Annotated in this window: 16 protein-coding genes; 7 read left to right on the top strand and 9 right to left on the bottom strand. The window is 34.7% G+C overall.

The window, feature by feature from the left end:
- Positions 1–87: 87 nt before the first annotated feature.
- Positions 88–3,021, bottom strand: a complete 2,934-nt coding sequence (locus N782_RS20830) for an EAL domain-containing protein (protein WP_052111432.1) — start codon at positions 3,019–3,021, stop codon at positions 88–90.
- 223 nt (positions 3,022–3,244) lie between these two features.
- Between N782_RS20830 and N782_RS18450 the strand changes: the two genes are divergently transcribed.
- Both N782_RS18450 and N782_RS18445 read left to right on the top strand, forming a co-directional pair.
- The gene (locus N782_RS18450; protein ID WP_036823769.1) at positions 3,245–4,996 is read left to right on the top strand and encodes an HD-GYP domain-containing protein; all 1,752 of its coding nucleotides are present in this window, start codon (positions 3,245–3,247) and stop codon (positions 4,994–4,996) included.
- A gap of 101 nt (positions 4,997–5,097) precedes the next feature.
- Complete coding sequence (locus N782_RS18445) at positions 5,098–5,673, top strand: helix-turn-helix domain-containing protein (RefSeq protein WP_272913660.1); 576 nt, start codon at positions 5,098–5,100, stop codon at positions 5,671–5,673.
- Positions 5,674–5,720: 47 nt separating this feature from the next.
- Here the strand turns inward: N782_RS18445 and N782_RS18440 are convergent, their stop codons facing one another.
- Positions 5,721–6,038, bottom strand: a complete 318-nt coding sequence (locus N782_RS18440; protein ID WP_036823761.1) for a DUF3243 domain-containing protein — start codon at positions 6,036–6,038, stop codon at positions 5,721–5,723.
- 200 nt (positions 6,039–6,238) lie between these two features.
- Here N782_RS18440 and N782_RS18435 point away from each other — a divergent pair, with 200 nt between their 5' ends.
- Positions 6,239–6,970: a PAS domain-containing protein gene (locus N782_RS18435; RefSeq protein ID WP_036823754.1), complete on the top strand. Its 732-nt coding sequence runs from the start codon at positions 6,239–6,241 to the stop codon at positions 6,968–6,970.
- Here the strand turns inward: N782_RS18435 and N782_RS18430 are convergent.
- Complete coding sequence (locus tag N782_RS18430) at positions 6,967–8,331, bottom strand: esterase/lipase family protein (protein WP_036823752.1); 1,365 nt, start codon at positions 8,329–8,331, stop codon at positions 6,967–6,969. The two genes, N782_RS18435 and N782_RS18430, sit on opposite strands and share 4 nt — an antisense overlap.
- Before the next feature lie 293 nt (positions 8,332–8,624).
- Between N782_RS18430 and N782_RS18425 the strand changes: the two genes are divergently transcribed.
- On the top strand, positions 8,625–9,362 hold the full coding sequence (locus N782_RS18425) for an SDR family oxidoreductase (protein WP_036823747.1): 738 nt from the start codon (positions 8,625–8,627) through the stop codon (positions 9,360–9,362).
- An 85-nt stretch (positions 9,363–9,447) separates the two neighbouring features.
- On the opposite strand, the gene N782_RS21350 is transcribed toward N782_RS18425, so the two are convergent.
- A complete protein-coding gene (locus N782_RS21350; protein WP_237582690.1) occupies positions 9,448–9,597 on the bottom strand; it encodes an FbpB family small basic protein in 150 nt (49 codons plus the stop codon).
- Positions 9,598–9,894: 297 nt separating this feature from the next.
- On the opposite strand from N782_RS21350, the gene N782_RS21670 reads away from it, so the two are divergent.
- Positions 9,895–10,056 carry a hypothetical protein gene (locus N782_RS21670; protein ID WP_161783140.1) on the top strand — a complete coding sequence of 54 codons (162 nt, stop codon included), beginning with the start codon at positions 9,895–9,897 and terminating at the stop codon, positions 10,054–10,056.
- Positions 10,057–10,204: 148 nt separating this feature from the next.
- On the opposite strand, the gene N782_RS18420 is transcribed toward N782_RS21670, so the two are convergent.
- From N782_RS18420 to N782_RS20825, 4 genes are all read right to left on the bottom strand, one after another.
- Positions 10,205–10,693 carry a GyrI-like domain-containing protein gene (locus N782_RS18420; RefSeq protein WP_036823745.1) on the bottom strand — a complete coding sequence of 163 codons (489 nt, stop codon included), beginning with the start codon at positions 10,691–10,693 and terminating at the stop codon, positions 10,205–10,207.
- Between the two features lie 140 nt (positions 10,694–10,833).
- Positions 10,834–10,974, bottom strand: a complete 141-nt coding sequence (locus tag N782_RS21665) for a hypothetical protein (RefSeq protein ID WP_161783139.1) — start codon at positions 10,972–10,974, stop codon at positions 10,834–10,836.
- A gap of 189 nt (positions 10,975–11,163) precedes the next feature.
- Positions 11,164–11,568 carry a hypothetical protein gene (locus N782_RS18415; protein WP_036823744.1) on the bottom strand — a complete coding sequence of 135 codons (405 nt, stop codon included), beginning with the start codon at positions 11,566–11,568 and terminating at the stop codon, positions 11,164–11,166.
- A 22-nt stretch (positions 11,569–11,590) separates the two neighbouring features.
- Complete coding sequence (locus N782_RS20825; RefSeq protein WP_052111430.1) at positions 11,591–12,052, bottom strand: DUF4306 domain-containing protein; 462 nt, start codon at positions 12,050–12,052, stop codon at positions 11,591–11,593.
- Between the two features lie 307 nt (positions 12,053–12,359).
- On the opposite strand from N782_RS20825, the gene N782_RS18405 reads away from it, so the two are divergent.
- Both N782_RS18405 and N782_RS18395 read left to right on the top strand, forming a co-directional pair.
- A complete protein-coding gene (locus N782_RS18405; RefSeq protein WP_036823771.1) occupies positions 12,360–13,289 on the top strand; it encodes an aldo/keto reductase in 930 nt (309 codons plus the stop codon).
- 331 nt (positions 13,290–13,620) lie between these two features.
- Positions 13,621–14,187, top strand: a complete 567-nt coding sequence (locus N782_RS18395) for a DUF420 domain-containing protein (protein WP_052111429.1) — start codon at positions 13,621–13,623, stop codon at positions 14,185–14,187.
- 50 nt (positions 14,188–14,237) lie between these two features.
- On the opposite strand, the gene N782_RS18390 is transcribed toward N782_RS18395, so the two are convergent.
- Entirely contained in the window at positions 14,238–14,819 is a 582-nt protein-coding gene (locus N782_RS18390; RefSeq protein ID WP_036823738.1) for a DUF4256 domain-containing protein, read from the bottom strand.
- Positions 14,820–15,050 lie beyond the last annotated feature (231 nt).

Here is a 15,050-nt window from a genome sequence, read left to right as displayed (position 1 = left end):
ACTTTAACATCTCCTTATTTCGTGTCTAGATTTATGGGTCCATTATAATCTTCCGCACCTTTAAACACTGTTTATATTAATAAAATATTAATTTGCCTGCTCGATAATCGTTTCAAGTTTTTGTTTGAGATTGACTTCATACTCTAAGAAATCCTCTATACTCATTGGCTTAGCAAAAAGAAATCCTTGAACACTGTCGCAGCCTCCCTTAATCAAAGTGCGAAGTTGCTCATGGTCTTCTATCCCCTCAGCTACTACGCTCATTTGTAAACTATGGGCCACATCTATAATAGATTGAACGACAGAACGCCCATATTCGGTGTGCAATTCATTAATAAATGAACGATCGATTTTTAAAACATCAATTGGTAAGTCTTTTAAATAACTAAGAGATGAATATCCGGTTCCGAAATCATCTAATGAAACTCGTATCCCCATATTACGAATAATCTTTAACTTACTAATAACAAGATCTGCTTGTTCTAATGCTTTACTTTCTGTAACTTCCACCTCTAACTGGGATGGAGTAATATTGTAGAAATAAATGCTTTCTTGTAATTTTTCTAGTACATGTTCATTTAATAATTGTTTAATAGATATGTTTATAGAAAGGGATTTAGTATCATGGTGCGTACTCCTCCAACTAGCTAGTAACTTACAAGCCTCCTCTATCACCCATTCACCAATTGGGATAATAAGACCCGTTTCCTCAGTAATAGGAATAAACTCTCCTGGCGACACATCACCTAACTCATCATGTTTCCATCTAATTAAAGCTTCTACACCATCTACTTTTCTTTCTTGAATATTTATTTTAGGCTGATAGTGTAAATAAAGTTCTTGTTTTTCTACCGCAAACCTTAGTTCCTTTTCCAGAATGACTCTGCGTTGGTTCTGCATTAAATACGAACGATCAAAAACCTCTACCCGATTCTTACCTAATTCTTTTGCTTTATACATTGAGATATCAGCATACTTTATCAACTCATTGATATCCTGACTATCATCAGGAAAAAGACTAACTCCTAAGCTAGTTGTTATCGATAATTGATGATTATTAATCATGTAGAAATCACTTACTCTGTCTACTATTGAACAGGCAATATCATAAGCTTGTTCCTTATTAACTTTGGATAATAGAATTATAAATTCATCTCCACCCTGTCTCCCAATAATAGTATCTTCTGGGCACGCGTGATTTAAGCGATTAGACACTTGGATTAGTAACTCATCCCCCTTATCATGACCAAATGTATCATTAATAAATTTAAAACGATCCAAATCAAGAAATAAGATTGCTCCAAATATATTCTGATCTAATTCCTTTTTCAGCCTATCTGCTAACAAATCACGGTTTGCTAGACCGGTTAATTTGTCATGATATGCCATGTAATTAAGTTTTTCCTGTGTTATATATACATGGTTAAAAGAAGCGGCTAACTCCTCACTCATCTTCTGTAGATTACGGGATAGTACATCTAATTCTTGAAATTGACTAACAGGAAAAGCCACTTCAATCTTATTGCGATTGACAATTCGCCGTTGAACTTCCGTTGCAATATCCCCTAAATACCTGATCGGCTTAAATAGATTATGAGACAATAAATAACTAAACATTATAATGAAATAAGTAATAATCACAGAAAGAAGAAAAATCTTTACATACACGTTGTATAATTTTTGTTGATAAAATCGAACAGGTGCATCAACAAGAATCGTCCAAGGAACAGCCTCTAATTTTTCCTCGCTTCTATAAAATGATTGCTTCCACCTATTCATTGCAGCCATATTTTCTTGATCAGGTTTGAATAGACTAATTGTTTGCTCTACTTCTTGTTCAATTGAGTTGGGTGGTGCATTAAATTTTGATAATACTTCCTTTTCGGAATTTGTCGACGCTATCAGTTGTTGATTTTGATCTAATAAGGTTAATTCTAATTGTTTATCTTGCTGTTCGTTTATTAACAAATGATTTACATATTCTAGATTTAACGCCCCAGTCACATGTCCTTGAAATCTCCCCTTATTTTGTATTGGGGAGTTAATGGTCACAGTAGGTGTGGTTATTCCGCCTCTACCAACAAACACCTCTGATATTACAATATCATTCGTTTCTTTCACTTCTTTAAAATATTCTCTATCTGAAAAATTTAATAATAAAGTAGAATCACCTTGTTTATTCTTTGAAGGGTAAAACCCAAAAACCTCACTATTTTGATCAGCCACATAAACATTGTGAAAATTAGGGAAAGATTTAGCCATTTGTTTCAAGTTTTGCTGTAGCTGTTCTGATGGTACAAGCTCTTGAACAGAATCAGTTTGAGACAATGTCTTAATGGGGGAAAGATGGTTACCCATGAAAGTCTCCAAGGAAACTTTCATATTATCCTGAGCCTCGCTTAGATTTTCAATGATCTCCTGTTCTGTTTTTTCAAATTCTCTTTGTCCTTGGTTTGTCACTAAAATAATAATTGGAATTAAAAATAAGGTAAGTACAGAATAGAATAGAACGTTTTCCAGTAATATCTTAGAATTATTTTTTGTAACCCATCTTTTCATCGGGGTGACATCCACAAAAATAGAAGCCAATAACGTATTGAGAATACCATTCAAAACCAATTTCATTGTCACCAAACTAGTTGCTATCCAACTCATCTCTAATACAAAATAATAAAAACCAACCGTGACCCATGCTCCAAGTAGAATCCAAAAAGCAGCATCTAGTAAAATGAGGTTTTTGTTATTTCTTTTGTCATATAGGTATCCTAAAAATAACGCTTCAAATGTGAAAATTATTACTGCATAAGGGTGTCCCCAGAGGATAATCGTATAAAGACTCGATACAAATCCAGCTACCAAACCATATTTCCATCCGAACACACAAATCACGATTACTGTAACAACTGACCCAAATAAAAAGTCTACACCTAGAAAAAGAGAGACATGGAAACTATTAGTTATGTATGCGAGCACTATGAAGAGTAGTGGTAGTACTTTTTGAATCACAGCTTGTTTTCCCATATAGCCCTCCTACACATGATACAAAAGTACCTAGTTCTTTATAATCAATATAAATTACAATACTTATTGATTATAAGACAGCATAACAAAACTTATCATATTTAACATTCTTTGACTCTCCCATGTGTCATTTAGACACATTAACCTATATGAATTGCTCATTATAGTAGAATTGTTTTAGGATAATATTCGAGTATTTATTCCATATAACAGGAGTGGAGATATGGGCGTTTCTTTATCAATTAATCAAATCAAACCTTACGACAAACTAGAAGAACCAGTCTATCATAATCATACACTGGTGTTACCAAAAGGAACGATATTAACACCCCATCATATTGAAAAGTTACGAAACTGGAAGGTTGGGGAAGTAGTGATAGAAGAAGATCAAGAATCAACTTCTTATACTTCTTGGGAGGGACCTTCACCACAGGAAAGGCTTCATGAGGAAGAAGAAAGTCAGACAAAAGAGATAGCCTTCTTACAACATATCTTCCATCAGGAACTAAATAAAATTGTAAATGAAAGAAGATATGGAGAACTACTGAAATCTGATTACACGCTTCAAGAACTCAGAGGTTTATTTGTTCAATTGTTACAAGAGCCTACAACGAAACAATTGCTAATGAAGCTTTATTGGTATGATGAATATAGTTTCACACATTCAGTTGATGTATTTATATTAGGATATGTTTTAGGGAAAAAAGTACAAATCACCAAGTTAAAACGATTCACAAAAGCTTGCATCCTACATGATATAGGAAAAGTTAAGATACCCTTACATATCCTTCAAAAAAACACAAAACTCACACACCATGAATACGAGATCATTCAAAACCACACCATCAAAGGCGAACAGTTAATGAAAGAATATGAATACAATCAACTCATTTTAGACTTAGCACGCTCCCATCATGAAAGAGTAAATGGTAGAGGTTATCCAGACCAACTAAATCGAGAGAAAACTACCATGTCAAAAGAATTACAGATGTTGATCATTATTGACGTGTATTCGGCACTTACATTAGATAGGTCGTACCGAAATGCTTTTTCAGCTTCTAAAGCACTAGCAATCATGCTTAATGAACAGGAGAATTACGATGAAGTAATGTTGTACCATTTCATAAACACCATTAAGGTGTATCCTAAGAAATCGCTAGTTCGGTTAAATACTGGTGAATTGGCTTATGTGATGGACGTACGAAAAGAATTACCCACTTTATGTATCATTAAGAAGACAAAAGATGAAACCGAATTCATGTTACCTGTAGATAAATCTATTTATATTAGCCACCTTGTAGCGTGGAAAAATGATGATCGTTCACAAAAGAAAATTGAATGGGAACACTTTTTAAATAGTGTTATTTATGAGGATGAATCTAAAGCTTTATATCATTTCAATCAATTAGAAGATGGCTATCGAATTGAAAAGATTTACACTGATTTGTTTGAGCCAGCTTTACATGAAGTTCATAAGCTTGAAAGGGAAAAACAAATCAACAAAGCAGAATTGCACATTGGTATGACTACACTATTAAAAGTCATGAACTACAAGCGTTATGAATATTCTAGAGATCAGCTTAATTTTAAAGGAACCGTGTTGGTAATTGGAGTTGGAAACAATGAGGTCATGATGAAAATTCACATTCTTACTGATTTATTATCATCAATCGGCTTTCGAGTATTTAATATGGAGACACAAGATTTGCAATCTTCATTGCCAAAAGAAGAACTCATTCAATATATAAAAGATTGGGAAATCTATCATGTAGCACTTACAGCTACAAGGCAAACCTGCCACTCTACGTTAAAAACCGTAAAAAAATTAAAAGAAGACATTCCCAATACAACAGTAGCGTTCATAGAGGAAACCTCTCATGAAAAAGACAGGGACAACCTCCCTCATTTCGATTTCCATACTACGGATTTACAAAAATTCGTGCATTTCATTATGAGTTCCAAAACAGAAAGATAAGACCCTATATTATAGCAACTCAAACATCCATAGTAAATATTTCCATAGCAATTTTATTGAATTTCCTTTAAGGTAATATTACACTAATCTTAAAATGGTAGGTGAGGGCACTGGAGAGACAATGGTTAAAAGACATAAGAGAAGCCAAAAACATGACACAAAAAGACGTAGCAAACCAATGTTATATCGATCGATCCTACTATACACAAATTGAAACAGGAAACCGAAACCCTAGTAGATACGTTGCGATTAATATTGCCAAAGTCTTAAACTTTGATCCCTCTGTATTTTTTACAGAAGAGCTTAGTAGCCCCTTTCAGCTTGCACTACAAAACGTTCCAATCGTTATAGCTCACAGTGATCTAGATTTGAAATACACATGGATTTTCAACCGGCATGATGATTTTATAGACATCGATGCAATTGGGAAAAAAGATACAGATCTAGCAAATAATGAAGGAATAGATAAGTTAACTGCGCTAAAGCAAAGAGTAATTGATTCAGGAATAAGTGGGCAATGTATTATTAAATTTCCATTATCTGAAGGTTGGTTTAATTATCTTGTATTCGCCTCCCCATTAATTGATTCATTGGGGCAAGTGACTGGTGTAGCTACTTCCTCCATCAATCTGACAAATTTAGAACCTCTAGGTGTTAATGTTATTGAAAAAACATAGATTACTAGTATCCCCCTCCAAACTTTTAGAGGGGGATAGAGATTACATTACTTGTAGTCTTGAACCATCCGAACCAACATATGAGCTAGCACGTGCTGTTCATCCTCAGTGCCATTTTCCCATAGCTCTTGTAATAATTTTTCCTCACGGTTTTTAGGCTCTTCATTATTTGATAGATAATTAGCCACTTTTTCAGCACTTTGTGCTAGTGCCTCTTCACTCATTCCAACTTTCTCAGCCATACTCACTTTATTTCCTAAATAACTTGCGAAATGATTAAAGTTCTCTAAAATTTCTTCTTTCTTTTCATGACTCATATCTGCTGCTTTTTGTTCCATTTTATTCAGGTTATTTTGCTCGCTCATCTTGATATCCTCCCTTTAGATATTCTATTAATATAATTTCCTATTCGTTAATATGTTAAACATAACCATATATGAAACCATTTGGTAATCAGGTATGTGGTTTTTTTGCTTTTGTAGGAGGATACTTTCAAGAAATAGAGAATGATACATATATATGCAAAGTAGCTTTACGATGATTTAATACAAAGGGGGGCATAAAATTGACTTACCTACCTGGAAAAATTCTAAATGAGATAAGTATTGGAGTATTAGCGATTGATGTCGATTATCAAGTGATTTCTATTAATGAGATGGGAGCACAATTACTGCAAGTCAATAGAGAAGACATACTAGGTAAAAATGTATATGACCTGTTCCCAGATGCTCCATCCGAAGTTAGACATGTGGAACGAACAATTGAAACAGGAAAAGAATTTAACATCGATGTAATGCCCTACAAATGGGGCAAGTATGACTTATATCTGTCTGTTCAAACACGACTTCTTAAGACTGATGATAAAGTAATTGGAGCTATGGTTGAATTTACAGATGTGACTCAACTTTATAATAAACAACTGAAGTTAATAAATAGAATGGAAGATATGGCGGTTAATGTCATACCACTGAGCGAAGGAGTGGCTTTACTACCGCTTCAGCCTATAATAGATGAAGTGGAATTTCGTTATATTCTAGACAAAGGGATCGCTAATGTTTCACGTATGAGGGCAAGCTATTTAATTATCGACTTTTCTACTATCAATACTGTTGACAGTTATTTTATTGAGCGAGTACAACAACTTGTCAAATCTGTATCCCTAATAGGCACAAACGTTTCCATAACAGGAATTAAGCCAACTGTAGCTCGTACATGGATTCATTCTGTAGAGCCTTCGCTTCAAGTGGAATTTCATTTGAATCTTCAAGCAGCCTTGAGAAACATTTCTACATATTAATAAGAGTGTAAGATAGTATCTAGTATATATTTAGCTCTTTCCTTTTCATTAAAATACCACGTATGCCAACCAGGCTTCAGATTAGGAATCACGATTGGTTGAGGGTATCCTTGAAATTTATAACATGAACTTTTGTTTGGAACGACACCATCATGGTTAGAAGTATCGAAGATTTGCAAGTTATGTAATAAATCACGATATTGTTTGCTAAAAAAACTATCACCTTGTTTTTCCTCTGGGATGCTATAACCTATTAGAAACACTTGACCTGAAACATGGTGCCTTGTTTCATTTAGCTCTCTAATAAATGCTGAATCAGGAGACATATCTCTTAATACTGGTGTTCCACTTTGAAACATAGCTACTTCAACTAAAAAATCCTCATAGATTGGTAGCGCTTCTTGTCCAACTTGGATCAAATCACGCACAATATGAAATAGAAGTTCAGCCATACTCCACCCTTCTTCTGAGAGTAATTGATCACCATATTCAGCTAAGGGTGTTCCTAAATGAGGGACGCCGGCTAAGACCATATTATTAGTATAAGAACTAGCTTGATATCCATCATGATTTATCATACTTCTTGTTATCAAACCACCTAAACTATGAGCATAGAAATCCACTCGTCGTTCCTTTTGTATAATACCGGTATGATTTAGGGTTTCATATAGTCTTTCTCCATGTTGAACAATAGATGCTTCTGTTGTGGCGTAGGAGTAACCAATTACTTTATCATAATGCTTTCTTTCTAATAATTCTCGTTTTAATGCTTCAAAGTTCCGCTCTGATGCTGAAAGAAACCCATGCACTAGAATCGCTATCCGCTCGGAAGACGTTGAGAAGACGGGTTGTTTTAATCTTAATTCACGTTCTTCTAGTTCACCATTATTTAATTTCATTTCATATAATCGAGGTATGGTAGGATTAAAATGGTTAATAAAAGCCATAACATTCCGAATAAGTACAAGCACCCGTTCACCTACATCCTCTTCTGTTTGTATCGTAGCTACTTTATCACACCTATTAGCTAATTGTTGAAAAGATAGTGACCCTTTGGAATAAACAAGTTCATAATCATGTAAATTAGAAAGATTTAAACAGTATATAGCTTCCGTGTCCATTGGTAGAATCACTTTTGTATCAGAATTCTGTTTATTCTTATCCATAATAGTTTTCACTAGATCATCTTCATCAATTACATCAAAAGGGTATCCAATACATAAGAAACTACAGTTATCTATAAATTCTTCCATTTCCACCGAAAAGTCTGTCACCTTGATATGCTTTTGACTAATTTTCTCGTACACTTCCTCAAGTCCGTTCTGCACATTAGAATGGTGAATATATAAATCGTACTCCATCCTACTTTCCACCTCCCTACAATTTAATTACATAGTAAAGCTCATTTTCCTTTTTATACATTAGGATAATTTACATAATTTATTCTTTTATATCTTTCGTTCAGAGACTGATTAAACCAAAGTATATATGTAACTAATACAATAATGTAAAACCATAATTACTATTAATTATAAGAGTTATTACAATGACGAAAATAACATAGCACATCAGGTAGTTTGCGTTTATACACAAGGGGTACACACCACAATGTAAGAAATGAAACTACTTTAATTCCAATAAAGGAGTGAGATTCATGGAACTAAATACAGCAATCATTACAGGTGCAAGTAGTGGTATTGGAGCGGCCACCGCAAAAGAATTGGCCAAAAAGAATATAAAGGTCATGTTAGCTGCTCGTCGTGATGAAAGATTAAAAGAATTAAAACAAGAAATTGAAGATATGGGCGGTACAGCTGAATACAAAGCCACAGACGTGACTTCTGCTGAAGAAATGGAAGCTCTTGCAAAAGAAACAAACGACACATTTGGATCCGTAGACATTCTAGTAAATAATGCTGGTCTTATGCCACTTTCCTTCATGAACAAGCGTAAGTTAGATGAATGGAACAAGATGGTAGATGTAAACATAAAAGGCGTTCTTCATGGCATTTATGCTGTCCTTCCTTACATGGAAGAGAAGAATAAAGGTCATATTATCAACACCTCTTCTGTAGCAGCTCATAAAATCATGCCAGGAAGTGCCGTTTATAGTGGAACAAAAATGGCTGTCCATGGTATTTCTGAAGGATTACGCGGAGAATTAGCTAACACTAACATCCGTACAACTATAATTTCTCCAGGAATGGTTGCAACAGAATTAACAGAAACCATCACAGATGAAGATATTCTCAATGCGTTCAAAAACAATTCTAATGACATGCAACCATTACAAAGTCAGGATATTGCAGAAGCTGTTGGATACGCAATCGATCAACCTGTTCATGTTGACGTAAACGAAGTTGTTGTCCGTCCAAGCAATCAATCATTGTAAAAAAACACAATATAAACGCGAGCAACAATTAAATCATAAGCACTAGAAAATCCTTATCACATTATGTGGTAAGGATTTTTCATGCTTACATATTTTCTTCCTTTTTACCTTTATTGCGTAGTAATAGCTTTTTATCCACCTTGTCATCTATTTCATCAACAGTTTTCTTATTAAGCATCATTTCTTCTTTGTTGCTTTGTATGAGTTGTTGGATGGAACGTTTGCTCCTTCTCATCTTATCCAATCTCACCCTTCAATTTAATGTAAAACAATTATTCAGTTATACATTTGTACACTTCTCACAATTTTCCATTCAATTAATTTTAGAACATTCTGACAATAAAGTCAATAATATATTTTCTTTTTATGTATTCACCTATTAGATTAATTTTACTGTATTAAAGTACTTCCATCTCTAGAACTTTATTTATGAATCTTTCATAATCATATGAATATTGTAATCTAAATATAATATTCGTATATAATTCAGGTTTCTTAATACATATGTAGTAACAATTATGGGAGGTGCAGCATGGAGTTTTGGATGTGGATTGTTGGCGTATTGATTTTGTTTTTGGTCATTGGTTTCATCTCAGATGTGCGTGCCAAACGGAAAAGTTACGTTAAGGATGACAGTTTGCATAACAGCATTAAAACGAAACAACATCAAATTGATAAGGATCAGATACGATAGTGTTTGCGTAATTTGATGATGACATATCGTAAGGAGGTGCTGGAAGTTTGCTAGTCTCTAGGCGCAGGAGCTAGACACGTAAGAGCCAGAAATTTCTTTACTCTTGAAAAAGACAGCCTCGTTTTATGAGGCTGTCTTTCATTTCTTATTATTTAATTGGAAAATACAACGTGTATTCTGTATTCACCCCTGCAAACGGCTCATAATACTCAAAACCGAAATCTCCGACTTGCTCATATCCCGATTCTTTAATCCAACGATACAAATATGAATAAGGTTCCAACTCTTTATGCTCAACTGGATTATATCGAAGACTAGCGTATCTACCCGCTGGAATAACCTTACCTTCTAATCCCAATGGTAGCTCCTCTAAACTGCTAACTTCTACAGCAGCCACCCACGTAAACTCATCTTTATCAGGATCCCAATTAGGTGGATCAATATACATCCCATAGGATGAAGGAGCATTGATTCGATTGCTAATGTTTTGAATATCACCTACATGAAATGCTTCTACCATGTTTGGTATCTTAACATCCTTCTGTTCCATGGTCGTACTGCAGGATCGACCTGCTAATTTAATCTCGTCTAATTCAACAATTTGTGGTTTTGAAATCGTTAGCTTTCCATTACTCAAATAATTCACTCCTTTGTAATAGTTGATAAGCCCCTTATGTTTACACTTCTTTCCAAACACCTCGAATTCCTTTTTCATTTTTATACAAAAAGAAACCCATACAAAAAAGCAAGTGAGTCACCTGCTCTTTTGTATGGGTTTCACCATGTTCCAGGACCGCCACCTCGCCCCATACTTTTTTGAAGCTCCGTTTTCCACTCCGCTTCCTCTCTCCGTTTCTCTATACTCTCTTCTGTTTCTCCCTCCCACTTTTGCTTTCTCTTTTTACCTTTCTGCTCCATATACTCACGAAACTTCACAAAACCAATAACGAATAAGAACAAACCTATAGATAATATAGGAAGTAATATTTCCAGATGAATCCCCTCCTTTTTTTCATTATACGAGGGTAAACATGCTGAATAATACGATAGCCGTTAGACAATTTATGAGGCGATTTTGCGACATAGATAGTGGTGATACTTTTTATTTCACCCTTCTATTAATCCTATATACGGAACCTTTTCTCCATTCACCACAGCTATTAATACATGGCCATTCTTTTTTTCTGGTTCATAAACCTCTGTTCCTACTGAAAGTTTAGTAGCTGTTCCATGCTCGAAGTCGTTTTCATTACTAGAAACTTTATTGATGGTCATAACCTTCTTACCTAACTTAAGAGAAGCGTCCTTTATCCAATCTATCTGTTCAGCATTCTTGTAAACGATGTTTCCTTTCAAAAAAATATCGGCGCTTGGATGATTAGATAAGTATGTGGACGCAGAAGGATTACCCAATTCTATGTCGTTTGTTGACAGATTTTGTGAAGAGCATGCTGAAAATAATGCAAGAGCTAAAAGCAATAAACTTATAATAAATGGTCTTTCAACCTTCATAATACACCTCTCACTTTATTCTCTAAGTTGTTACATTCTTTTTCATTTGTAAACTAGTAAGCACTACTATCTGAACGAATGAAATAAACAAAAATAACCCCGCAAATAACGTACCTCCAATTGTAACAGATTGGAACATTACCATACTGAGAACAAGACAAAAGGAAGCCATCACTATATGAAAGCTTCGTAATATTTGAATCTCACCTCTTGCAAATGTGTACATGAGAAGTGTGACTAGATAAATAAGGCAACTTGTCATTAATAATGGGAACAGTGGTTTAAACTTAGCTGCATAGACAAAATGATCCAACTGAACAATGTCTGATTTCGTTGATATTTCTCCATTAACAAGCTTAGATAAAACCGCAGAATACTCCCATTCCCAAGGGTTTCCACGTAATGCACTACCTTCATACCATGATGCCATGACTGTAAATACTAGAAACAAACAAACACACATATATTGCACACCATACTTCATCCTTCTACCTCCCCCATCTAAACAAACTATCTTCCTTTTCCGCCGCCATTCGTGTTTCAACAATTGTGTACGAACTTTATCCCTTTACATTTATATAAGCAATATTCTTATATCGCATTAAGAGTTACTATAGAGCTTTTTCACTTCTATTAACCATGGGGGTTGATTCCTAATTATTCCTCTTAGTTATTAGGATATCTTGTTTGGAAATGTTATACAAGATACAGCACGTTCAATTGTTTTGATTTTTACAACATGTGGTAAACGAAATAAGGTACATTATTATATTGAAAGGGATGAACATAGAGTGAAATATAATCGTTTAGGTAAGTCAGATTTGAACGTGAACCCTATTGGATTGGGGACTAATGCAGTTGGCGGTCATAATATTTATCCTAACTTAGATGAGGAAGCTGGCAAAGACGTCGTTCGAACAGCTTTAGAGGTTGGTATTAATTTTTTAGACACAGCTTATATATATGGCCCTGAAAGATCGGAAGAGTTGGTAGGACAAATCTTAAAGGAGCATGATAATCGAGAGGAGATTGTACTAGCAACAAAGGGAGCTCATCAATTTAAAGGGGACGAAGTTGCATTTAACAATACCCCCTCTTTCTTGAAAGAAGCAGTTGAAGGAAGTCTTAGACGGCTTAACACGGATTATATTGATTTATTTTACATTCATTTTCCGGATAAAGAAACTCCGAAAGATGAAGCTGTAGGTGCACTAAAGGAACTAAGGGACGAAGGAAAAATCAGGTCTATTGGTGTATCCAATTTTTCAGTAGAACAACTTAAGGAAGCGAATAAAGATGGGTATGTGGATGTCATACAATCGGAGTATAACTTATTTAAACGTGAGGCTGAACAAGAAATGCTGCCTTACACAGCAGCACATGATATTACGTTTGTTCCTTATTTTCCATTAGCATCAGGCTTGCTTGCAGGCAAATATGATGAATCGACCACATTTAATGACATCCGCTCGAAAATGCCTCTTTTCCAGGGAGAAGAATTCAAGAGTAACTTACAAAAAGTAGATCAAGTAAGAGAGATTGCTAAAAATAAGGGTGTAGATGTCTCCCATGTAGTTCTTGCATGGTATTTAACCCGAGATTCCATTGATGCAATTATCCCTGGCGCCAAAAGAGAAGAGCAAGTTATTAATAACCTAAAGGCACTGGATGTAAAACTAACTCAACATGAAATTGAGCAAATCGATTATATATTTTCTTAATATATTCCTTTTGAGGACTTTACATAAAGTAAAGTCCTCAAGATTTTATTGATCAATTCTCTCCATTATCAATAATGTCTAAGATTCGTGTCACAACGAGGTGTACTGAAATTAGGGATAATAAATAAATTACACCACCATTTTTAGTACCGCTAAATCCAACTATTAACCACGCTAATAGCCCAGATAAAACAAGAAGTAAGAATAAGTAATTAACTATCCTATCTTTCATATCATCTTCTCCCCCCACTCCTAGATCTTCTACCTCACAAACCTGTCACTTTTCAAACCACTTATATAATGAATTCTCCTATATTTTTCGATATAATTGATGAGTATACTTTTTATTAGGAGAGGTTGTATATTGTTGGAACTTAAGAAAGATTTTAACTATGTACCGTGGGTAGTCGGACTATCCATTGCTATAAATCTTATCGTCGTAGCTTTACTATTCATACCAAATATTGATGGTAATACAGGATTTAATATTAAATTATTACCATTATTGAATGCGGTTTTGAATTCATTTACATTTGTTTTCTTATTAGGTGCCTTATTTATGATTATACGAAAAAACGTCACTTGGCATAAACGATTTATATTTGCAGCGTTTACTACAACCGCACTATTTCTCGTATCCTATTTAACCTATCATTCTATGTCCTCCTCCACGTCCTATGGTGGAGAAGGAATTTTACAATATATCTACTATTTCATACTAATATCACACATAATCCTAGCTGCCGCTATTGTACCTTTAGCATTATTAACTCTGTTCAGAGGGCTAGCCATGAAAGTAGATAAACACCGTAGAATTGCAAGATGGACTATGCCAATTTGGTTATATGTAAGTTTAACAGGAGTAATTGTTTACTTGATGATTTCTCCATATTATTAAATGGATTTAAGCTAAGCTCAGAAAAACAAATTTGAGCTTAGCTTTTTTAATCATACCCTTAGAGATCCACGAAAACCTCTAGCTCCATAGTAGGATTCAGCTCCATTGTGATACAAGAATACGTGACCAAAGCGAAAATCGCAAAAAAGTGCTCCACCTAGTTCTCTAATGTCAGCGGGAGTTTGTACCCAACTCGACGTTTTCTTATCGAAATTTTCAAGTTCTTGTAACGCGCGATATTCCTTTTCTGTTAAAAGTTCTATCCCCATATAAGTTGCCATATCAATTGCATTATTTTCAGGCTTATGTTTTTTTCTTGATTCTAGAGCTCTCCGGTCATAACAAACGCTTCTGCGACCTTTAGGGCTTTCTGCCGAACAATCAAAAAAGATGTATTCACCTTTCTCTTCATCATAACCAACTACATCTGGTTCGCCACCAGTTACTTCCATCTCATTCAACGACCAAAGCTTGTCTATATTAGTTTCTAGTTTTCCTTGGACCCCAGCCCACTCAAGACCTTCATGTCGATGCATGTTATTTTCAAAACGTTCTTTCAATATTTTAAGTAATTCTTCACTCTGTTCAGGTGTTAAATCCTGCTTATTACTATCGCTCTTACTATCTGACATGTTTGTCCCCTCCATATTCAATAAACTACTTTAAAACCAGTTACTTTTACATCACTATCAACTTACCTAATAGGTAACAAAATTGTTCCTATACAGTCAATTTAACACAAACTACGTTATAATAGCTTATTTTCATATGGCTTTGTTGAAATAGTATTATGTTCTTCCATATAAGCACCATAATCTTGAAGACTTGGATTCGAGATATATTAAGGGTGAGGTCCGATACTT

The sequence above is a fragment of the Pontibacillus yanchengensis Y32 genome, assembly GCF_000770635.1.
GTDB classification, from domain to species: Bacteria; Bacillota; Bacilli; order Bacillales; family BH030062; genus Pontibacillus; species Pontibacillus yanchengensis.
This window is presented reverse-complemented; position numbering and strand designations above follow the sequence as displayed.